This is a genomic window from Microbacterium sp. AC026 (assembly GCF_979258475.1).
Map to the genome: position 1 here is coordinate 2,318,814 of NZ_OZ409857.1, position 20,350 is coordinate 2,339,163.

A 20,350-nucleotide genomic window follows, 5' to 3' on the forward strand; every position below is an offset into this window, starting at 1 on the left:
CACGCTGAATCCGGGCTGAAGCGGGGTCGTCGCGCCTCATCGCCGCATCCGGCCTGCACCCCGGGGCGTTGTCGCGGTGAGCGGAGGCGCACACGGAATGACCATTGGCCATTGAGCTCCCGTGTGGTTGCATGAGGGAATGACCGGACTCCGGGGGGACAGGTCGAGAGGTGCACGGCTGCTTCTCGTCGTTGCGACGACCATGATGCTCGCAGGGTGCGCGACGGCCACCGCCGGCCCGCCGGGCGCATCGCCGTCTGCATCTCCGAGTCCCACTCCCACGGCAGCGTGCCCGCAGATCGAAGGCGTCGATCTGCCTCCGGACTGCGCGCCCTACGACCCCGACGACGCGATGGCGCAGAACGAGCGCTACCGCGATCGCGTCGACCTCTCGGAGGAGAGCCGAGCCGCCGCCGAGAAACCGGCGAACGACATCCGCGCCGGCCTCGAGTCGCTCCGCACTTCCGGCGGCCTGTCGGTCGCCGCTGTGGAGGAGGTCTTCGCCGACGCCGGCATCGCCTACGTCCAGACGCTGGGCGACGAGCGGGCCGTGGCCTTCGGTGCAGCTGCTCCCGAAGGCGGATGCATCTTCGGCGAGGTCTCGGCCGACGTGCTCACGGTCGAGATCGGCGGCGTCATCATGGACGGCGGCTGCCTGCCGGCAGTCGGGCACTGACCGACGGGTTGAGATCAGGCGTCGGTGCGGAACCCTGCGGCCTTGTGGGTGCCGTCGCAGAACGGCTTGATCGTCGAGAGGCCGCAGCGGCACAGCGCCACCGTGCGGCGCGTGACCTCGATCGGCTCGCCGTCGGATGACTCCAGCACCGCCGCGCCCCGCACGAGCAGCGGTCCGTCGGGGTAGGCGGTGATGGTGACGGCATCCTCGCGCGCGCTCATCGTGCGTCCCTCGGCCGCAGCGAGGATTCTCCACGCGTCCACGAGTCGAGCATGTGACCCGCTGCCCAGCCGTCCACGGTCAGGCAGGCGGCCGCGCCGAACATGATGTCGGGCAGCAGCTCGGGGTGATCCTCCGCCAACCCGCCGGCGAGGTCACGCGCCGCGATCTGCTCATGCACGGCATCCGCTTCGACGTGCTCATCGAAGTAGTCGGTCACATCCTCACCGAACCCGAGGCGCCGCAGGCCGTCGGCGTACAGGCGGTTGGGGATCGACGAGGTCATCTCGAACGCGGCGAGGTGTCCGACGATGGCGCCGAGGAGGCGCCGGTTGACGCCGAACATCGACATCGAGTTCAGCGAGGCGAGCGTGATGGCCGGCACGTCGTCGACGTATCCGCCGTAGGTGTCGTCGAGTCCGGCGCCGCGCATCGCGCGAGCGAAGATCGTCGCGTGCACGCGGTCGGGCCGCCCGCCGCCGTACTCGTCGGACTGGATCTCGACGAGCGCCGCCTTCGCACGCCCGTGCAGGCGCGGGATCGCCCACGAGTGCGGGTCGGCCTCGCGCAGCGTGTAGATCGAGCGCTGCATGAAGAACTCGTGCATCTGCTCTTCCGTCGCCTTCTTCGCGACGTAGCGCGACAGGCTGGGACCCGTGTCGGCCTCGGCGAGGGCGAAGAGGGCCCGCCCGACGGCATCGACGGTCGGCTCGGGGAGTTCGGGCATCGGGACAGTCGCCCGCAGTGCCCGCTCGAACGCGTGCTCGAGGATTCCCCGTGTCGCGATCAACGCCGGATCCCACTCGAGGGCGGGGTCGAGCTCGGGAAGCGACCCGTACGACGAGGCGTAGAGCACGAAGAGCGCGAGCTGGATGTCGTCGTCGCGCACGACGTCATTGGTCGAAGCGAGCGCAGCCTCGGCCCTGGCACCGAGATCGTCGGCGTCTTCGCCGGTCAGTCGGCGGATGACGGCGTCGCTGAGGGGACCTCTCGCGGTGATGCCGTGAACGGCGGACGAAGTGAGTGCTGGCGCAGACATGGAGATGCTCCCAAGAGTCGGATGCTTGCAGTCTCACCCCGGTGATCAGCGCACGGGAAGGGGATTGACGGCGACGCATCGGATGCGGAAGGGCGGATGCCGCAGCATCCGGATCTGTGACGTCGCCGCGCCGCCTAGGCTGGAACCATGAACAAGAACTCGCTCTGGACCATCGTCGGCGTCGTCCTCGCCGTGGTGATCGCCTGGTGGATCGTCAGCGCGCTGTTCTCGATCCTGTGGTTCATCGCCAAGCTGGCGATCGTGCTCGTCGTCGCGGTCGTGGTGTTCCTCGTGCTGCGCGGGCTCTTCACCTCGAAGGCCGACTGACCGCGCCCGACCGAAGGTCGCTGAGGGTCAGGCGACCGGGACGTTCGCCCCGATCCGATACCTCGCGGCGCGGTGCGTGTCCTGCACGCGGTCGCCCTTGCCCTGCAGCTTGTTGCGGAGGGTGCCCGGCGTGTACTCCTCGGGGTAGACGCCGCGTTCGCGCAGCACCGGGATGACGTGCTCGATGACGTCCTGCCAGGTGCCGGGAGTGACCGCGTAGGCGAGGTTGAAGCCATCGATGTCGGTCTCCTCCACCCACGACTGCAGCTCGTCGGCGATCTCGACGCCCGAGCCGACGATGGTCGGGCCGAGGCCGCCGATCGCGTTGTGGCGTCCGAAGTCGCCGACGGTCCACTCGCGTCCGAGGTCGGCCTCCTCCTTGAGGTGCTGCAGCACAGACTGGATGGCGTTCGACTCGACGTTGCCGACGGGCTCGTCCTCCGCGTACTGCGAGAGGTCGACGCCCATCCAGCCCGACATGAACGTCAGCGCGCCCTCGGGGCTCGCATACGAGAGGTACTCGGCGTGCTTCGCCGCGGCATCCTCGCTCGTCGCCCCGGTGATGACCGTGAGCAGCGTGTAGATCTTCGCGTCGTATCGGTCGCGGCCCGCCTCTTCGAGTGCGTCGCGGATGCGCTTCACGGTGCCGGCGAGCACCTCCTTCGACGGGGCGGCGACGAAGATCGCCTCGGCGTTCTCCGACGCGAAGCGCACGCCGCGGGGGCTCGCTCCGGCCTGGTAGATGACCGGCGTGCGCTGCGGTGACGGCTCGGAGATATGGATGCCGGGAACGCTGAAGTGCTTGCCCTCGTGGCCGATGGGGTGCACCTTCGACGGGTCGGTGAAGATGCCGCGCTCACGGTCCTCGACGACCGCGTCGTCTTCCCACGACCCCTCCCAGAGCTTGTAGAGCACCTCGACGTATTCATCGGCATGGTCGTAGCGGTCGTCGTGCGCGAGCTGGTCCTCCTGGCCCATGTTGCGCGCGGCGCTGGGCAGGTAGCCGGTGACGACGTTCCAGCCGACGCGTCCGTTGGTCAGGTGGTCGAGGGTGCTCAGACGGCGCGCGAACGGGTACGGGTGCTCGAAGGCGGTGCCGGCGGTGATGCCGAATCCGAGGTGCTCGGTGACGGCGGCCATCGCGCTGACGAGCAGGATCGGATCGTTGACCGGAACCTGGGCGCCGTTGCGGATCGCCGCCTCGTTCGTCCCGCCGTAGACGTCGTAGGTGCCGAGGACGTCGGCGATGAAGATGCCGTCGAAGGTCGCGCTCTCGAGCAGCTTCGCGAGGTCGGTCCAGTACGAGATGGTGTTGTACTGGCGCGATCGATCGTCAGGATGCCGCCACAGGCCGGACGACTGGTGGGCGACGCAGTTCATGTCGAAGGCGTTGAAACGGATCTGACGGGTCATGGGGACCAGCAAACCCGTCGATCGACCTCCCGGCCACCCCGGTGACATGCGCCGACACATTCGCCGAGTGGTCGGGGCGGGTCAGTCGCGGTCGCGGTCGACGGTCTTCATGGTGGAGGTGATGGGTCGGGGATCCGGCATGATCGTGTCGACCTGCGGTTTGGCATTCGCCTGCGCGCGGCACCACACGACGAATCCGACCGCGGTGAAGACGCCGTAGAACACGTACATCAGGCCCGTGGCGTAGAAGCCGGAGCTGAACAGCAGCGGCACGCCCACGATGTCGACGGCTATCCAGATGAGCCAGAACTCGGTCCAGCCCTTGGCCATACCGTAGGTGGCGAGCAGCGAGCCGACGAAGGTCCAGGCATCCGCCCACACGGGCTCCCAGGAGCCGAGCGCGCGGAACAGGGGAGTGAGGGCGATCGTGCCGATCACCATCACGAGCACCAGGCCGATGCGGGCGCTGTTGGGCGCCCATCGCGGGGTCACGCGCCCACCGTTCGAGGCGGCCTGGCGCCAGCGCACCCAGCCGTAGATCGCGACGATGATGAACATGATCTGACGCCCGGCCTGGCCGAGCAGATGCGGCAGCTCGTGGTCGGGATTCAGGATCGACCCGAGGAAGACCGTGAGCAGCAGCAGATTGCCGACGATGCCGACCGGCCACGCCCAGATCTTGCGCTGCATGCCGCCGAGGGCGCTCGCCAGGCCGAACGCGTTGCCGACCACTTCGCGGATCAGCAGCACCTGACCGCCGGGGAGCACCCACTGCGAGTTGAAGGCGTCAGCGAGCCAGAGCAGCGGGTTCACGGGCGCTCGTCCGGGAACGGGCGCTCATCGAGCACCAGCTGCAGGAAGGTGAGATCGAGCCAGCGATCGAACTTGGCGCCGACCTGCGGCATCCGTCCGACCTGCATGAAGTCGAGGCGCTTGTGCATGATGATCGACCCTGTGTTGCTGCTCTCGATCGCCGCGACCATGACGTGCTTGCCGAGGCGTCGCGCGCGGTCGATGAGCTCGATCATGAGCGCCTTGCCGATGCCGCGCCCGCGCTGCCCCTCGCGCACATAGACGGAGTGCTCGACCGTATGGCGGTAGCCGCTGTGCGGGCGCCAGTCGCCGAACGTCGCATAGCCGAGGACGCCGGTGTCGTCGACTGCGACGATCACGGGGTAGCCGCGCTCGGTGCGCTCGGCGAGCCAGGCGGTGCGGTCATCGACCGTGACGGCCTCTTCGTTCCAGATGGCGGTCGTGGTCAGCACCGCGTCGTTGTAGATGGCGGTGATCGCCTCGACGTCGGCGGTCTCGGCATCCCGGATCTGGTGGTCGCTCATCGGGTCTCCTGCATCTGCGCTCGGGTGCGCACGGGACGACGGTAGCAGGATGCGGGGGCGGGGTCGGTCTCCGAGGGCTCGCCGCGGCTTCCCTCCTGTGCCGCGTGCAGGACCGGGGCACGTCTGCAGGGCGAGATCCCTCGGATCCTCCTGCATCCATGCGGCGGCCCTGCAGACGGTCCGGGTCCACGGAGTCTCGGAGGGCTCGCCACGTCGGTTCAGGTGTGAAGTCGCCAGTGCGTGAGCTTGGCGGGATTGAGGACGATCCACAGCTGATCGATCACGCCGTCTTCGACGTGCAGGTTCATGACCGAGTGCACCCTCCCTCCGTCGCGGAACACGAGGCCGAGACCCTCGCCGAACTGCCTCTCCTCGACGGTGAAGTGCGGGTTCTTGGCTGCGATTCCGAGCAGGAAGCGCGCGACATTGTCGGCGCCGGCGCGTACGGGAAAGGGCTGGCGTCGGGGTCGCTGCGCGGCGACGCCGATGTTCTGCAGGGTGAGATCACGTTCGACGAATGGCTGCGCACTGAGGATCACGTGCGCGGCGAGTGAGTCGCGCCCCGGATCGCATGTCGGCATACCGACCGAGATTCGAACAGCGGCGTCAGTGTCAGACGTGCACGTCGGCGGGCGATTCCTCACCCTCGTGGAAGCTCGGCTTCTTGCCGATCAGGCGACCGATCCCGAGGATGATCCCCACGATGATCAGACCCGCGATCAGGCCCGCGATGGCCGAGAACAGCGTGTCGCCGATCCAGACGATGACACCGCCGGCCGGCTCGAGGAAGTGCTCGATGCCGTGCAGGATGTCGGCGCCGAAGTGCACGCCGACCTCGCCGAGGTTCACGAGCAGCAGGTGTCCACCGACCCACAGCATCGCGACGGTGCCGAGGATGCTGATGAAGCGGAAGACCGCCGGCATCGAGCGCACGATGCGCGTGCCCGTGTGGCGAACTCGCTGGGACGGGTTCTTCGCCATCTTCAGACCGATGTCGTCGATCTTCACGAGCAGGGCGACTGCACCGTAGACGACGCCGGTCATGAGCAGCGCGATCACGGCGAGGATCGCGAGGGTCGTCCAGATGTCGAGGCCGGCCTCGAGGTTGGCGAGCGAGATCAGCATGATCTCCGTCGACAGGATCAGGTCGGTGCGCACCGCGCCCCACACGAGCTTGTTCTCGTTGCGGGCGCCCTCATCGGCATGGCCGTGCTGCACGCCGAACCATTCGAGCACCTTCTCGGCCCCCTCGAAGCAGAGGTAGGCGCCACCGAGGATCAGGAGATACGGCAGCACCCACGGCGCGAAGGCGGTGAGCAGCAGCGCGATGGGGATGATGATGACGAACTTGTTCGCGAGAGATCCGAGGGCGATCTTCGCCACGACCGGCAGCTCGCGCGCGGGCGTGATGCCCTGCACGTACTGCGGGGTCACGGCGGCGTCATCGATCACGACGCCGGCGGCCTTGGCCGAAGCCTTCATCGCCGCGCTGAGAATGTCATCGACGACGGCGAGCAGTCCAACCGACATGTGTGTCTCCCTGGTGTCTATATAGCGGAGCAACTCTATCGAGTGCGCACAAACTCACAGCGCGCTCACAGTCCCGCGGGACCAAAACCGGCATCCTCCTGGTTCTCTTTTATGACGCTGCAGCCAGCCGCGTCGGACAAGGAGACAGACCATGTCGAACGAGTACAGCAAGACCCCCGAGGCCGTCAGCGACCTCACGCACCTGCAGTACGAGGTCACGCAGGAGGATGCGACCGAGCCGCCCTTCCGCAACGCGTACTGGAACACCCACGACGACGGCATCTACGTCGACGTCGTCTCGGGTCAGCCGCTCTTCGCGTCGACCGACAAGTTCGACAGCGGCACCGGATGGCCGAGCTTCACCAAGCCCATCGAGGCCGACGCCGTGACCACGCGCACCGACCGCACGCTGTGGATGAAGCGCACCGAGGCGCGTTCCAGCGGCGCGGACAGCCACCTCGGGCACGTCTTCGACGATGGACCCCGAGACGCAGGAGGACTCCGGTACTGCATGAACTCCGCCGCCCTGCGCTTCATCCCGGCTGACAGCCTGGAAGATGAGGGGTACGGTCGCTACCGTCACCTCTTCCCCACCCCGAACTCCGAGGAGAACTCATGACCGACACCGGAACAATCACCCGCACCCCCGGGACCGAGACCGCCGTGCTCGCCGGCGGCTGCTTCTGGGGCATGGAAGACCTCATCCGCCGCCAGCCCGGCGTGCTCGACACCCGTGTCGGCTACACCGGCGGCAGCAACGACCACGCGACCTACCGCAACCACCCGGGTCATGCCGAGGCTGTGGAGATCGTCTTCGATCCCACGAAGACGACGTACCGCGACATCCTCGCCTTCTTCTTCCAGATCCACGACCCGTCGACCAAGGATCGCCAGGGCAACGACATCGGCTCGAGCTACCGCTCGGCGATCTTCCCGCTCAGCCCCGAGCAGGAGGCCGTCGCGCGCGACACCATCGCCGACGTCGACGCCTCGGGTCTGTGGCCGGGCAAGGCCGTGACCACGATCGAGCCCGTCGGCCCGTTCTGGCAGGCCGAAGAGGAGCACCAGGACTACCTGATCAAGTACCCCAACGGCTACACCTGCCACTTCCCGCGTGCGGGATGGGTGCTGCCGAAGCGCGAAGAGAACGCGACGGTCTGACCGTCACCCCGAGAGCCCTTCGTCTCCCCGAGACGGAGGGCTCTTCTCGTGCCCGCGGTCAGTGCTCGGGCAGACGGCTGCCGCTCCGGCAATGAAGGAGATCTCGCGGATCGAAGGAGCGGATGCTGAGAAGCATCCTTCGTTGCCTGAGATGTCCTCCGCTACGAGTGGGCAGGCGTGGCGCCCCGCGGTCAGCTCTCCGACAGGAAAGCGAGCGCGGCTTCCTTGAAAGCGCGCGATCCCGGTGCGTTGAAGTGGTTGCGATCGGGGATCTCGAAGAACTGTCCCTGCGGGGCAGCTGACGCCAGGGCGCGAGAGCCCTCGATGATGGCATCCTTCGACCCCGTCGCGAACAGGATCGGGCTCGCCGGCGCGTTCGACGGGTCGGGATCGATCGTCCGAGACGACCGCATCCCCTCGGCCAGCGCCACGAGTGCGCCGAGGTCGTTGCCGGGCACGCGCTCGGTCAGCGCGATGTAGTTCTGCGTCGTCGGATCCGCGACGGGCGTCCCGTCGGCGAGATACGCGCGCACCTGGTCGAGATCGAGCCGCGCGAGAGGATGCCGTCCGGCACCCCTCCGAGCACGGCGCGGCCGATCCGGTGGGGCAGATCGCGCACGACCTCCCAGCCGACCCGGGCCCCGAGCGAGTATCCGACGTAGACGGCCTCGTCGACGAGATACATGTCCATGACCGTCTCGACGTCGGTCGCGAGAGTGCGGATGCCGTAGGCGTCGGCCTGGTGCGGCTTCTCGCTGAGCCCATGGCCCCGCTGATCGAGCGCGAGCACCCGATACCCCGCCTTCGTGAGCTCGCGCACCCACCCCGTGAGCACCCAGGTGTCGCGGGCGCTCGACGCGAACCCGTGCACGATCACCGCCACGGGAGCATCCACATCACCCCAGGTGTATGTCGCGAGGCGAGTGCCATCGGCGGCGTGCACCTGCTGGGGTTCGGGCATCTGGGTCAGGTCGGAGAGAGGAACAGCCACGGCATCCATTGTGCTCCCCCTGCGATGCCCGGAGACGCCGAGACCCACCGGCCCCGAAGGGACGGTGGGTCTCGGTCCTCAGTGGAGGCGGCTCAGAAGCGAGCGCGCAGAGCGTCGCCCAGCGAGGCGTCGACGTTCGTCCAGTACTGGAAGAACCGCTCGCGGATCGCGTCGATCGTGATGCCCTGTCCCTGGCCGGTCAGCGTGTCGAGGAAGCGCGCGCGCTGCTCGTCGTCGAAGACCGTGCGGTAGAGCGTGCCCGCCTGACCGAAGTCGTCGTCGTCGAGGTGCAGGGTCGCGGCGGCGCGGATCAGCTCGCCGTCCGACTCCCAGCTCGCCTCGACACCGGCAGCGGGGTCAGCCGTGGGTCCGCCGGCGGGGCCGTAGGAGTTCGGCGTGTAGACGCGGTGCTCGGCCGGGTTGAACTTGTACTGCATCTGGCCTTCGTGCATGTAGTTGCGCACCTCGGCCGCGTGCGGCTGGTTGACCGGCAGCTGGTTGTAGTTCGCACCGATGCGGTAGCGCTGAGCATCCGAGTATGCGAACACGCGAGCCATGAGCATCTTGTCGGGCGAGATGCCCGTGCCGGGAACCTGGTTGCCGGGCGAGAAGGCGGCCTGCTCGATCTCGGCGAAGAAGTTCTGCGGGTTGCGGTCGAGCGTGAACGTGCCGACCTTGATGCGCGGGTAGTCCTTCTTCGACCAGGTCTTCGTCAGGTCGAACGGGTTGAAGCGGTAGGTCTTGCCCTCTTCGTAGGGCATGACCTGCACGTAGACGTCCCACGAGGGGGCGTCGCCGCGAGCGATCGCGTCGAACAGGTCGCGACGGTAGTAGTCGGCATCCGATCCGGCGAGCTTCTCGGCCTCTTCGGCGCTCATCGCCTCGACGCCCTGCTTCGACAGGAAGTGGTACTGCACCCAGAAGCGCTCGCCGGCGGCGTTGACCCACTGGTAGGTGTGCGATCCGTAGCCGTTCATGTGGCGCCAGCTGCGCGGCAGGCCGCGGTCGCCCATGAGGTAGGTGACCTGGTGGGCGGACTCGGGGGAGAGGGTCCAGAAGTCCCACTGCATGTCGGCGTCGCGCAGACCCGAGTCGCCGAGACGCTTCTGCGAGTGGATGAAGTCGGGGAACTTCATGGCGTCGCGCAGGAAGAAGGTCGGGGTGTTGTTGCCCACGATGTCGAGGTTGCCCTCGGGCGTGTAGAAACGCAGCGCGAAACCGCGCACGTCGCGCCAGGTGTCGGGCGAACCCTGCTCGCCGGCGACCGACGAGAAACGCAGCAGCGTCTCGCTCTGAGCGCCCGGCTGGAAGGCCGCGGCACGGGTGTAGGCCGACACGTCCTCGGTGACGGTGAACGTTCCGAAGGCTCCGCCGCCCTTGGCATGGGGGTTGCGCTCCGGCACGCGCTCGCGGTTGAACGACGCGAGCTTCTCGACGAGGTAGCGATCGTGCAGAACGGTGGGGCCGTCAGCTCCGACGGTGAGCGAGTGCGCGTCGCTCGCGACGGGTGTGCCCGTCTGGGTGGTGGTCGATGGATCGGTCATGTTCTTCTCCTTCTGCACGCAGACACGACGATCATCCCGGGTGCCCGGGATCGGCGTCGGATGCTACTGCGCGGCGTTCTGGCAACTGGGGCACAGGCCCCAGAAGGTCACTTCGGCTGTCTGGACGGTGAATCCCCCCGCCGAAGACGGGGTGAGGCACGGCGCTTCGCCGACGACGCAGTCCACATCGCCGATCGCACCGCACTGGGTGCACACGATGTGGTGATGGTTGTCGTCGATGCGCCGCTCGTAGAGCGCCGCGGACCCTGCCGGTTCGATCCGGCGGATGAGGCCCGCCGTCGTCAGGTCCGCGAGGATGTTGTGCACCGACTGGATCGACGTCGTCGGAAGCACGTCGGACACGGTGCGGAAGATCCGCTCCGCATCCGTGTGGGCCATGGATTCCAGTGCCTCGAGCACGGCGACGCGGCCCGCGGTCGCACGCAGCCCGGCACCGCGAAGTGCCGAGTCGAGTTCTGTCTCCATGGCCCCGACTCTACCGTTTATTTTGAGTAACTCAAAAGAATGGCGTGTCGGGCGCGGCGGTTGCATCATCCTGGCTCATCCGTAGCGTGGAGGCATGTTCAGGAAACGAGCGGCGACGATCGGACTGGTCCTGATGGCGGGCATCGCGCTCGCCGGATGCACGGGAGAGCCGTCGGGGTCGGCGACCGGATCGACGTCTCCCTCGCCATCTCCGAGCGGCTCCGCGTCGACGGCGACTCCGGATGCCGACTCCGACGAGGCGCAGCTTCCGCTGCCCGTGGACGAGATCGCCGAGTGGGCGCAGACGGCGGTACCGGGGTCGGACTCGCCCGGATACGTCTTCGGCTTCTCCGGATGGATGAGCGAGAACAGCTCGGCCAACGACGTCACCAGCTTCACATCGCTCGAACCGGGGACCTATCAGGCGCAAATAGCATGCCGAGGCGAGGGGACGATCGTGCTCACCGTCAGTGAACTCGATGAGGGATCGCCGTCGGAGCCGATCGCGTGCACGAACGAGACGATCGCGTTCGACGTCACGAATGCCCGGACCGGGGTGAGGTTCGAGCTCGCTCTCGACGGCGCTCCCACGATCAATGCGATCTCGCTCGTCACCGTGCCGTGAGTTTCCAGTGCTCTCGTTCCGCTGCGGGGGTCAGGACTCCGACGGTGCGAGGGGCAACTCGAGGCCGTAGTTCCACGTCAGGATCGCCGGCTGCTCGCGATAGAAGCTCAGCACCGACACCGATCCGGCATCCAGCGTGATCTGCGCGCCGAAGCGCGGAGCGAGGCGCAGGTAGACGGCGGTGAGGATGCGGAGGAAGTGGCCGTGCGCGACGAGTGCCACATCGCCCTCGGTCAGCGCCGGCAGCACCCGTGTGAGCACGCGGGACGCGCGGGCGGCGACCTCCTCCACGGTCTCGCCCGGCGTCGCGCCCCGGATCACACCGTGGGTGAAGGCGCTCCAGTCGTAGCCGAGCTCCTCGCGGATGTCCTTCGTCGTGCGACCCTCGTATCCGCCGTAGTCCCACTCGACGAGCAGCGGATCGACCTCGGCGTGAAGCCCCGCGAGCTCGGCCGTGCGCCGAGAGCGCTCGAGGGGTGACGACAGGACGAGCGAGAAGTCGTAGTCGGCGACCAGCCTCCCGGCAGCGCGAGCGAGGTCTTCACCCCGCGCCGTGAGCGGGATGTCGGTGAGGCCGGTGTGGCGGCCGGCCCTCGACCACTCCGTCTCGCCGTGGCGCAGGAGGACGAGCTTTCCCGAGGGATTGTCGGGGGCGGGGCGATCGGGCAGCGGGTCGTACTCGGGAAGCGCAGGCACACCGCAACCGTAGTCCGCACACGTGCCGACGGCACAGCCCCGCACCCTCACCGCGTGATGGTGAAACCTCCGCCGCGCACGCGAACCCTGCCGCCCTGCACAGCCTGGCCACGCTGCGACCCGTCGGCCTCGTAGGCTCGGCCCGATCCCGCAGCGAGGGGCGAGACTCGCTGATCGCGCCGAGCGCCGTTCGCGTACAGCACCGCGGAACCGGATGCCATGGCATACACGGCCGTGGACACCGCCGGCTGGATGACGAGAGCGTCGAGCCGCAGATCGCCGGTGCTCGTGCACCGGACGGTCACCGCATCGGCGGGAAGATCGCCACCGAGCAGCTGGGGAACGAGCATCCCGTCGGCCTCCGTGAGGCCGCGATCGCCCGTTCCTCCGGCAGGGGTTCGCGTGCTCCAGAGCCGCCTGCCACCGCGGAACACCTCCCACACCGCCTCTCCGGCATCCGCCTTCTGTCTCCAGACGAGACCGTGCAGGATGCCGCCGGCCTCCGTCACATCGAACTCGACCGACTCGCCCGCGGGAACCCGCACATATGCGGCTCCCGAGAGGTTGCCCTCGCCGATCCACGCGCCGCCCTCTGGCCGCACGACCTCGCAGCCCGCCGAGAGCCGAGCGCCCTCGGCATCGATCACCCGAAGTCCCGAGAACGAGGACAGGCCGGTGATCGATGTCGCGATGCGTGCGATGTCGTGGTTCGCGTCGAGCAGCAGCATCGTGAGCAGCCCGTGGATCGTGGACTCAGCCCCCGAGTTGCGATTCACGCGCCCGTCGGTCTCCACGCCGTCGAACGTCACGCCGGTGGCCGGGTCGTACACCGGGACGCCTGCGGTGTTCGCCCCGAAGAACCAGCTGGCAGTCAGCCCGGCGAGCACGCGCAGACCTTCTCCGCCGACCGACGCCGCCTGCACTGCGCCCGCGACGCGGCCGTGTGCGCCGTACGCGATCTGCGCCTCCGCGGGCAGTGGCGCCCAGGCGTTGTGCGGTCCGCCCGAGGCGAGCACCTGCGGGGTGAACGTCCCCGCGTCCGCCACGGCCGCGGCGGTCCACTCTCGGCGGCGCAGCAGCGCACCCGCGCGAGCCAGCGCCTCCGGTGCGGCAGCGCCCCAGGCATGCCAGAAACCGAGAGACCCGGTCCACGGCAGAACGGCGCCGAACGGCCATCCCTTCGCCGGGTCGGTGGCCATCGCGGCCACCCCTTCTCCGTAGGTCTGCAGAGCCTGACGGCTGCGCGCATCTCCGGCCTCGGTCGCCGCAGCGAGCCCGAGCATGGCCTCGGCCGTCGCATCCGCGCCGCCGGCGATCAGCCAGGCGGGCAGATCCCGTCCGTCGCTGCGCACCCAGTGACCGGCACGCGACAGAGACTCGCGACCGAGCGCGTCGAGAGCGAGATGCAGCCGTGCGAGCAGGAACGCCGCGAACTCGGAATCCTCCCGCCGGAACGCCGCATAGCCCTCGCCGAATGCCCAGACCGAACGAGCGAGCCAGTAGGACTCGGCGGAGTCCGACGGGTCGGGCAGTTCGACGGGGATCGCACTGGGGTTCAGGGTGCCGTCCTCCTGCTGCCACAGCACCACCCGGCCGGCATTCGGCCCACTCGTCGTCTGCAGGAACGCCAGCGACCTCAGCACATCGCGTGCCTCGTCGCGGGCCTGCGCGTCGCCGGTCGCCTTCCACGCGCGCAGGAACACGATCGCGGCTCGTGCGATGTCATCCGCGTTGTAGGCGCCCTGCGTCCAGTACCCGGTCACGGCGTCGCGAGTGCCGCCACCCACCGGACGGAAGCCGCCCGCACCGTCGGTGTCGGCATAGGTCCACGGTGCGAGCACGCGGGGTGAGGCGTCGATGCCGAACGTGGTGTGCGTGGTACTCGCCACCACGGGAACCTCGGCGAGCAGGAAGCGCAGGTGTGCGAGGTTCGTGAGCCGCGCGCCTCCACCCGCGCCGATCGGTCGAGATCCGAGCGGCAGTGGGGCGGGCGCCGAGGCGTGCGCTCCGGCAGGGTCGAGCGGAAGCAGCGCGAGTGCAGAGGTCGCGGCTGCGGCGGTCAGGAACGTGCGTCGGGAGATGGACATGCTCTCATTCCTCGTTCGCGTCTCTCAGTGCCCGGCCCCACGGCTGCGCGGGATCGTGGATGGCGACGGCCAGCGTCGTGTCGGACTGCCCGTAGTAGGCGAACCACTTGCCTCGGAACTTCACGAGTCCTTCGACGAACGTGACGTTCGACACCAGGCCGTTCATGTCCTCGAATGTCTGCGGCCTCAGCCATGGCTCCTGCAGGCGGGCGATCACCTTCGTCGGCTCGTCGGGGTCGATCGCGATCTGCCCGCACCGGTAGTCGACGTCGACCGATCCGTCGTCATGCACGACCCTCGTCGCGCCGTTCGTGAGGAACACCAGCAGTCCGTTGTCGGCGAGCACGGGCGAGGTGCCGATCTCGACGAGCGCTTCGTCCCAGGTGCCCGGGGTCGGCGAGTACATCGGATCGGTGTCGGCCGTGCCCGGCGTCCAGTGGATGAGGTCGTCGCTGGTCGCCCAGTAGATCGCCCCCTCGCCGAAGTACATCCACCATTTGCCGTGCATCTTCTGCGGCACGATCACGCCGGCCTTCGACCAGTTGAACCCACGCGGATCCATGGTCTTGAACGTGTCGAAGTCGTCGAACAGCGGGCCGTGCTTGGTCCAGGTGCGCAGGTCGGTCGAGGTGGCGAGGCAGAGCTGGGCGCTGCGTCGGTCCCATCCCGTGTAGGTCAGATAGTAGGTGCCGTCGATCAGCGCGATGCGCGGGTCCTCGCATCCGAAGCGCTCGTAGTCCTCTGAGGGGAGAGGATCGGCGCGTCCTCGCGGGTGAAGTTCACGCCGTCGCTCGATCGCGCGATGCCGATGTGCGAGACGATGTCGTCGGCGTGCGCCCGATAGAGCAGCACGACCTCGTCGCCGTCGACGATCGCGGCCGGGTTGTAGAGATTGGCCGACTCCCAGCTGTCGCCTTTCGGTCGAAGGATGGGATTGGCCTCGTAGGGGACGAAGGGGCCCAGGGGGAAGGTTGCTCCGGTGAACATGGGGTGCCTTTCTGGCTAGCCTTTGACGGCGGCGCCGAGGTCGGTGGCTCGGAAGAACCGCTGGAAGACGATGAACAGGATGACGACGGGGAACGCGAGCGCCGTGGCGCCGGCGAGGATGGCCCCGTTCGGATTCGCCGTCGACTGCGCGACGTTGGAGATGTAGTTGGCGAGCGATACGGCGAGCGGCTGCAGCGACGCGTCCTTCGTGATGAGGAACGGCCAGAGGAACTCGTTCCAGGGGCCGATGAACGTGACGAGCACCACCGTGACGAGTACCGGCTTGATCAGCGGGATCGCGACGGACGTCAGCAGCCGGATCTCGCCGGCTCCGTCGATGCGCGCCGCCTCGAAGATCTCGACGGGCAGCGCCTTGAAGAACTGCACGAAGATGAACACCGCGGTCGTGTTGATGAGGAACGGCAGGATCATGCCCATGTATGAATCGCCGAGCCCGTAGTTGCGGGTGATCTGCACGTAGAGCGGGATCATCAGCAGCTGGAACGGCACCATCTGCACGAGCAGCATGAGCACCCAGATGACGCCACGGCCGCGGAAGTCGAGCCTCGCGATCGCATATCCGGCGAGCAGCCCGAACACCACGGTGCCCAGCAGCACACCCGCCGTGAAGATCAGCGAGTTGAGCAGGGAGCCCGCGAGGTCGATGCGGGAGTCGATCGCGAGGAAGTTGTCGACCGTCCACCCGCTCGTCGGGAAGAGCTCGCTGGGCGAGTTCGTCGGATTCTCCTGGAAGGCCCCGACCAGCATGAAGTAGAACGGGAAGGCGAAGCCGATGGCCGCGACCGTGAGCAGGATGAGGCTCAGGATGCGGGGCAGTGAACGCGTGCGTCTCATGGTCATCGCTCCCTGGTCGCGCGGTTGGCGGCGAGTGACAGCATCCCGACCAGGATCACGAGGATCATGCCGATCGCTGCCGCGGTGTCGGGGTTCTGCTGCTGGATGCCCAGCTGGTAGATCAGCAGCACGGGGGTCGACGAGGCGCCGTCGGGGCCACCGCCGTTGGTCAACAGGTAGGGCTCGGTGAAGAGGTTGGCTCCGGTGATGATCGACAGGATCAGCACGAGCGTGGTGGCGCTACGGACGCCGGGAACCGTGACGTTCCAGAATCGGGAGAATGCTCCCGCGCCGTCGGTTTCGGCCGATTCGTAGAGCTCCTTCGGCACGTTCTGCAGCGCCGCGAGATACAGCAGGATGTAGAAGCCCAGCTGCTTCCATGTGACGTAGAGCGCGATCATCGGCATCGCCAGCCCGCTGTTCACGAGCCACGACGGATCGGGGGCGAGCGGGCCGAGGATCGTGTTGATCAGACCGTTGCCCGAGAAGAGCAGCATCCACACGCCGACGAGCGAGACACTGGCCGTCAGATACGGCACGTAGAACGCCACGCGGTAGGCGGCGACCCAGCGGATGCCGGTGTTCAGCGCCGCGGCCAGCACGAGCGAGAGCACGGCGGTGAGCGGCACGTTGATGACGAGGAAGATCAGGGTGTTGCGGAACGAACCGAGCACTCTCGGGTCGGTGAGCACGGTCACGAAGTTGTCGAAGCCCACGAACGGTCGCTCGACCTCGACGTTGGGCGCGGTGAAGAAGTAGTCGTGGAAGGCGATGTAGACCGCGAATCCCAGCGGGAACGCGAAGATCGCCAGCACGAAGACCAGGTACGGCAGCGCGAACAGGCCGCCGATCGGCTGCGCACCCAGCAGTCGGGTGCGCAACCGCGCCCTCGGTGGCCGGCCCGCGGACGGGGCCGGGGCTGAAGTGCCCCCGGCCACGTCCGCGACGGCGTCGTCTCGGAGCGTCATCGCAGACTCATCACTCGGCGACGAGGTCGTCGATCTTCGTCGTGGCGTTCTTCAGGAAGTCGTCGATCGACTCCTTGCCGAAGATCACGGCGGCGGAGTACTCGTCGCGGAACGCCTGCCAGGCCTCCACGGAGTTCGGGATGCTGGGCACGTCGGCCGTCGCCTCGGCCTGCTCGGCGAACGCGACGTAGTTCGGGTTCGCATCGAAGTAGTCGGCGTAGGTCTCCGTGAGGTCGGTGCGCATCGGCATCTGACCGGTGGCCTCGAGCAGCTGTCCGTCGCTGTCGACGCTCGTCGAGAACTTCAGGAACTCCCACGCGGTGCCCTGGTTCTCGCACGCGGTGAACATGGAGACGCTCTTCGAGTCGGCGAAGGTCGTCGGGTTCTCGCGGCCGTCGCTGGTCGGGACCGGCATGAACCCGACGTCGACGGTCTCGGCGTACGAGGGGATCGCCCACGGACCGGCGAGCTGCATGGCGGTGGTGCCGGCGGACATCGCATCGTCGGTCGACGCCTCGTTCGGCGAGAGCTTCTCGTCATAGAACGTCTTCCAGAATTCGGCGACCTCGCGTCCGGCATCCGAGTCGACCGTCGCCTTGCCGTCTTCGACGAGCATGGTGCCGTCGGTCTCGGCGAGGTAGAGCGGGTAGAAGTCGAACCAGGGCTGGTAGAACTCGCTCGTCGGAGCCGGCCAGATGGCGCTCTGCACACCGGAGGCGACGATCGCCTTGGACCCCTCGAGGAACGCGTCGTACGTGTTCATCTGCGGGTCCTCGGGATCGATGCCCGCGGCCTGGAACAGCGCCTTGTTGTACATGACCATGACGGGGTTCGACTTCCAGGGCAGCTGGTAGAAGCTGCCGTCGGTCGCGTACGAGTCGACCTCTCCTCCGCGCTCGGTGATGTAGTCGCTGCCGCCCTCCATGGTGCTGAGGTCGACGAGTCCGCCCTGCTTGACCCAGCCCGAGACGGCGGCCGGGGCCACGTTGTAGACGAGGCAGGGTGCGGTGCCGGCGGTGATCGCGGCGGTGATGGCCTCTTCCGACGACGAGCCCGCGGGGATCTCCTGGGCGTTGACCTTCTCGTCGGGGTGCTCGGCGTTCCAGGCGTCGACGACGGCGGTGCCCCAGGCGACCTCCTGCTCGTTGTTCGACAGCCAGATGTCGATGGAGCCGGTGCCGTCGGCCGAGGCGTCGCCGCCCCCGCCTCCTGACGAGCATCCGGTGGCGACCAGTGCGACGGCTCCCAAGAGCGCTGCTGCGCGGATCTTCTTCTTCATGTTGTCCTCCTTGACGCGATGGTTCGGGTGATCGTCTAGCGGGTGGTGCTCTCCCGGAAGTGCACGACGTTGCAGTCGACGACCTCGGTGCGCGGTTCGGCGCCGAGGATGTCGGCCTGCAGCAGGCGGGCTGCCGCGCGGCCACGTGCGGCAGGACCCGACGAGACGCTCGTGAGCGCAGGGGAGAGGTGGGCCGAGAGGTGGTCGTCATCGAAGCCGGCGATCGCGAGATCGCGGGGGATGCTGAGTCCGCTCGAGCGGGCGTACGACAACCCGGCGATCGCCATCGTGTCGTTGGAGTAGAGGATCGCGGTCGGTCGCTCGGGAAGCGCGAGCAGCTCGGTGGTGCGCTCACGACCGCTGGATGCCGTGAAGTCGCCCTCGCGCAGCAGTGCGTCTCCGCCCACGGCGTCGATGTAGGCATCCGCCCGCACCCGCGAGTGCACGTAGTCGAGAGGACCGGCCACGTGCGCGATGCGCTCATGCCCCTCGGCGCGCAGGTGGGCGATGATCTCGCGCACCGGGGCGTCGTCATCGGTGCGTACGCACGAGAAGCGGGTCGGCTGCTCGTAGGCGCCGACCAGGACGGCCGGCAGGCCGAGTTCTTCGAGCAGCGGCACGCGCCAGTCGTCGTTCCGAAGATCGAGGAGCAGGGCGCCGTCGGCCCGCCCGTGGCTGAGCGAGCGATAGGCGCGTTCCTCTGCCGCCCGATCGGGAACCACCTGCAGGATCAGGGCGGTCTCGGTCTCGGCCAGCACGGACTCGACGCCGGCGATGAACGCGGGGAAGAACGAGTCGTTCGCGATGACCTCGGGGTCGCGGGCCAGCACGACGGCAAGGGCGTTGGCCTTCTGGGTGGCCAGAGCGCGGGCGCTCTGGCTCGGCACCCAGTTCAGCTTCTCCGCGGCGGCGAGCACTTTCGCCCTGGTGTCGTCGGAGATGGGGCGCTTGCCGCTCATCGCGTGAGAGACGGTGGCCTTGGTGACTCCCGCCTCGCGGGCGACGTCGGCGATCGTCGTGCGGCTCATGCCACCTCCTCGTGGAACATCGGGCTGATCGTCCGCATCATCGCCAGGCGTCGGTTTAACCGGTTTGACAGGTGCGGGTGCAGCGAGTGTAAACCGGTTTGACGACGCCCGTCAAGAGGGCCGGACGGATGCCGACAGGGCGCGACCAGGGTCAGACGAAGGTGACGGTCTGCTGCAGTCGGGTGCGGACGTCGAACAGTTCGTTGCCGCCGATCGCTCGTGCGCCGGGCACTCCCTGGCGCAGCACCATCGCCAGGGCGCTGCGCCGCACGACCACGACGGGCACCCCGCGACTGCTGCCCAGAGGTGTGACGGCCTGTGCCAGGTCGTCGTCGGGGAGCACCATGATCAGACCGCCGAACTTCACCTTGGCGGCCTTCGCGACGGTGCGCATGCGGCCGAGCGCCGCGGTGACGGGCGCGCGTGTGCCGAGGCTCGGGCCGGTGATCTCGCCGCGGCGGAACCCGACGACGCCGCCGAAGTCCTCCGACATCACGCCGTAGAGACCCGACGGACTGAGCACGACGTGGTCGAGCTTGTCGTCGGGGTCGGCGCCGGTCGCGACGTCGTGCCAGACCGTGAATCCCATTCCGAGGGCGCTCACCGTGCGGGCGGTCGCCTCTTCTGCCAGCGCATCGGCGAGCAGCCGTCGCAGGTCTCGCGGCGCTGATCGCACGAGCGCCGGGTCATAGGGATCGGGAACCTCGACGCCACGGCCGGCCCACTCGCGGATGAGTGAGAGGTAGCGCTCTCGACGCCATCCGCCGGGGTGGCCGTACGACCGCGCCCGGGGACGCGTGTCGGTGCGGGTCGCCGACTGCGGCCGCCAGCCGTTCCACTCCGGTTCGGCGGGGATGCCGGGGTGGGCGCCGGAGCGACGGTCATAGGCGGCGCGGCCCTCGGGCGTGCCGACGAGTTCCCACGCGCGCTGCACCTGGATGAAGACGGCCGCGTCCCCTCCGGTGTCGGGGTGGGTCTGGCGCAGTCGCAGACGATAGGCGCGCCGCAGCTCGCCGTCGTCGACGGTGGGGTCCACCCCGAGGATCTCGTAGGCGGAAGCCGAGAGCGGGCTGTCGAACATCGCTCTCCTTCCGAGATCGCG

21 protein-coding genes and 2 pseudogenes are annotated in these 20,350 nt (G+C 68.2%); 5 read left to right on the plus strand and 18 right to left on the minus strand.

Features of this window, described 5'->3' with window-relative positions; all coding sequences use genetic code 11:
* The first annotated feature begins 139 nt into the window (after positions 1-139).
* Positions 140-676: a hypothetical protein gene (locus ACZZ93_RS11535; protein ID WP_053098185.1), complete on the plus strand. Its 537-nt coding sequence runs from the start codon at positions 140-142 to the stop codon at positions 674-676.
* 14 nt (positions 677-690) lie between these two features.
* On the opposite strand, the gene ACZZ93_RS11540 is transcribed toward ACZZ93_RS11535, so the two are convergent.
* Both ACZZ93_RS11540 and ACZZ93_RS11545 read right to left on the minus strand, forming a co-directional pair.
* Positions 691-897: a CDGSH iron-sulfur domain-containing protein gene (locus ACZZ93_RS11540; RefSeq protein WP_053098184.1), complete on the minus strand. Its 207-nt coding sequence runs from the start codon at positions 895-897 to the stop codon at positions 691-693.
* Positions 894-1,934 (minus strand): iron-containing redox enzyme family protein, encoded by a 1,041-nt coding sequence (locus tag ACZZ93_RS11545; RefSeq protein WP_463511144.1) that lies wholly within the window; start codon positions 1,932-1,934, stop codon positions 894-896. The genes ACZZ93_RS11540 and ACZZ93_RS11545 overlap by 4 nt, the downstream gene beginning before the upstream one ends.
* Positions 1,935-2,081: 147 nt before the next feature.
* Between ACZZ93_RS11545 and ACZZ93_RS11550 the strand changes: the two genes are divergently transcribed.
* Positions 2,082-2,261 (plus strand): hypothetical protein, encoded by a 180-nt coding sequence (locus tag ACZZ93_RS11550; protein WP_053098182.1) that lies wholly within the window; start codon positions 2,082-2,084, stop codon positions 2,259-2,261.
* A gap of 27 nt (positions 2,262-2,288) precedes the next feature.
* Here the strand turns inward: ACZZ93_RS11550 and ACZZ93_RS11555 are convergent, their stop codons facing one another.
* The 5 genes from ACZZ93_RS11555 to ACZZ93_RS11575 all read right to left on the minus strand — a co-directional run bounded on the left by ACZZ93_RS11555 (position 2,289) and on the right by ACZZ93_RS11575 (position 6,541).
* Entirely contained in the window at positions 2,289-3,674 is a 1,386-nt protein-coding gene (locus ACZZ93_RS11555; RefSeq protein ID WP_053098181.1) for an LLM class flavin-dependent oxidoreductase, read from the minus strand.
* Between the two features lie 81 nt (positions 3,675-3,755).
* Positions 3,756-4,487, minus strand: a complete 732-nt coding sequence (gene pnuC, locus ACZZ93_RS11560) for a nicotinamide riboside transporter PnuC (RefSeq protein WP_187249190.1) — start codon at positions 4,485-4,487, stop codon at positions 3,756-3,758.
* Positions 4,484-5,011, minus strand: a complete 528-nt coding sequence (locus ACZZ93_RS11565) for a GNAT family N-acetyltransferase (protein WP_056275511.1) — start codon at positions 5,009-5,011, stop codon at positions 4,484-4,486. Before ACZZ93_RS11565 ends, pnuC begins: the two co-directional genes overlap by 4 nt.
* 218 nt (positions 5,012-5,229) lie before the next feature.
* Positions 5,230-5,592 carry a hypothetical protein gene (locus ACZZ93_RS11570; RefSeq protein ID WP_463511145.1) on the minus strand — a complete coding sequence of 121 codons (363 nt, stop codon included), beginning with the start codon at positions 5,590-5,592 and terminating at the stop codon, positions 5,230-5,232.
* A gap of 31 nt (positions 5,593-5,623) precedes the next feature.
* Positions 5,624-6,541: a DUF808 domain-containing protein gene (locus tag ACZZ93_RS11575; RefSeq protein ID WP_463511146.1), complete on the minus strand. Its 918-nt coding sequence runs from the start codon at positions 6,539-6,541 to the stop codon at positions 5,624-5,626.
* Between the two features lie 151 nt (positions 6,542-6,692).
* Between ACZZ93_RS11575 and msrB the strand changes: the two genes are divergently transcribed.
* A complete protein-coding gene (gene msrB, locus ACZZ93_RS11580) occupies positions 6,693-7,160 on the plus strand; it encodes a peptide-methionine (R)-S-oxide reductase MsrB (RefSeq protein ID WP_053098177.1) in 468 nt (155 codons plus the stop codon).
* Complete coding sequence (gene msrA / locus ACZZ93_RS11585) at positions 7,157-7,702, plus strand: peptide-methionine (S)-S-oxide reductase MsrA (RefSeq protein WP_053098176.1); 546 nt, start codon at positions 7,157-7,159, stop codon at positions 7,700-7,702. The genes msrB and msrA overlap by 4 nt, the downstream gene beginning before the upstream one ends.
* A gap of 191 nt (positions 7,703-7,893) precedes the next feature.
* Here the strand turns inward: msrA and ACZZ93_RS11590 are convergent.
* The 3 genes and pseudogenes from ACZZ93_RS11590 to ACZZ93_RS11600 form a co-directional block, all read right to left on the minus strand.
* A pseudogene (locus tag ACZZ93_RS11590) lies at positions 7,894-8,702 on the minus strand (alpha/beta fold hydrolase).
* Positions 8,703-8,785: 83 nt separating this feature from the next.
* Positions 8,786-10,237, minus strand: coding sequence for a catalase (locus tag ACZZ93_RS11595; RefSeq protein ID WP_053098174.1), 1,452 nt, complete (start codon positions 10,235-10,237; stop codon positions 8,786-8,788).
* 63 nt (positions 10,238-10,300) lie between these two features.
* Positions 10,301-10,723: a Fur family transcriptional regulator gene (locus ACZZ93_RS11600; RefSeq protein WP_053098173.1), complete on the minus strand. Its 423-nt coding sequence runs from the start codon at positions 10,721-10,723 to the stop codon at positions 10,301-10,303.
* 94 nt (positions 10,724-10,817) lie between these two features.
* On the opposite strand from ACZZ93_RS11600, the gene ACZZ93_RS11605 reads away from it, so the two are divergent.
* Positions 10,818-11,348, plus strand: a complete 531-nt coding sequence (locus ACZZ93_RS11605) for a hypothetical protein (protein ID WP_056275501.1) — start codon at positions 10,818-10,820, stop codon at positions 11,346-11,348.
* A 30-nt stretch (positions 11,349-11,378) separates the two neighbouring features.
* Here the strand turns inward: ACZZ93_RS11605 and ACZZ93_RS11610 are convergent, their stop codons facing one another.
* The 8 genes and pseudogenes from ACZZ93_RS11610 to ACZZ93_RS11645 all read right to left on the minus strand — a co-directional run bounded on the left by ACZZ93_RS11610 (position 11,379) and on the right by ACZZ93_RS11645 (position 20,329).
* Positions 11,379-12,044 (minus strand): histidine phosphatase family protein, encoded by a 666-nt coding sequence (locus tag ACZZ93_RS11610; protein ID WP_082298058.1) that lies wholly within the window; start codon positions 12,042-12,044, stop codon positions 11,379-11,381.
* A 47-nt stretch (positions 12,045-12,091) separates the two neighbouring features.
* Positions 12,092-14,131 carry a hypothetical protein gene (locus ACZZ93_RS11615; RefSeq protein ID WP_463511147.1) on the minus strand — a complete coding sequence of 680 codons (2,040 nt, stop codon included), beginning with the start codon at positions 14,129-14,131 and terminating at the stop codon, positions 12,092-12,094.
* A 4-nt stretch (positions 14,132-14,135) separates the two neighbouring features.
* Positions 14,136-15,118 (minus strand): annotated as a pseudogene (locus ACZZ93_RS11620) (glycoside hydrolase family 130 protein).
* Between the two features lie 15 nt (positions 15,119-15,133).
* Complete coding sequence (locus ACZZ93_RS11625) at positions 15,134-15,973, minus strand: carbohydrate ABC transporter permease (RefSeq protein WP_053098169.1); 840 nt, start codon at positions 15,971-15,973, stop codon at positions 15,134-15,136.
* Between the two features lie 2 nt (positions 15,974-15,975).
* Complete coding sequence (locus ACZZ93_RS11630) at positions 15,976-16,941, minus strand: carbohydrate ABC transporter permease (RefSeq protein ID WP_082586444.1); 966 nt, start codon at positions 16,939-16,941, stop codon at positions 15,976-15,978.
* A gap of 10 nt (positions 16,942-16,951) precedes the next feature.
* Positions 16,952-18,220 carry an extracellular solute-binding protein gene (locus ACZZ93_RS11635; RefSeq protein ID WP_072592117.1) on the minus strand — a complete coding sequence of 423 codons (1,269 nt, stop codon included), beginning with the start codon at positions 18,218-18,220 and terminating at the stop codon, positions 16,952-16,954.
* 35 nt (positions 18,221-18,255) lie between these two features.
* Positions 18,256-19,248: a LacI family DNA-binding transcriptional regulator gene (locus ACZZ93_RS11640; RefSeq protein ID WP_053098166.1), complete on the minus strand. Its 993-nt coding sequence runs from the start codon at positions 19,246-19,248 to the stop codon at positions 18,256-18,258.
* Positions 19,249-19,399: 151 nt separating this feature from the next.
* Positions 19,400-20,329 carry a J domain-containing protein gene (locus tag ACZZ93_RS11645; RefSeq protein WP_053098165.1) on the minus strand — a complete coding sequence of 310 codons (930 nt, stop codon included), beginning with the start codon at positions 20,327-20,329 and terminating at the stop codon, positions 19,400-19,402.
* Between the last annotated feature and the right edge of the window lie 21 nt (positions 20,330-20,350).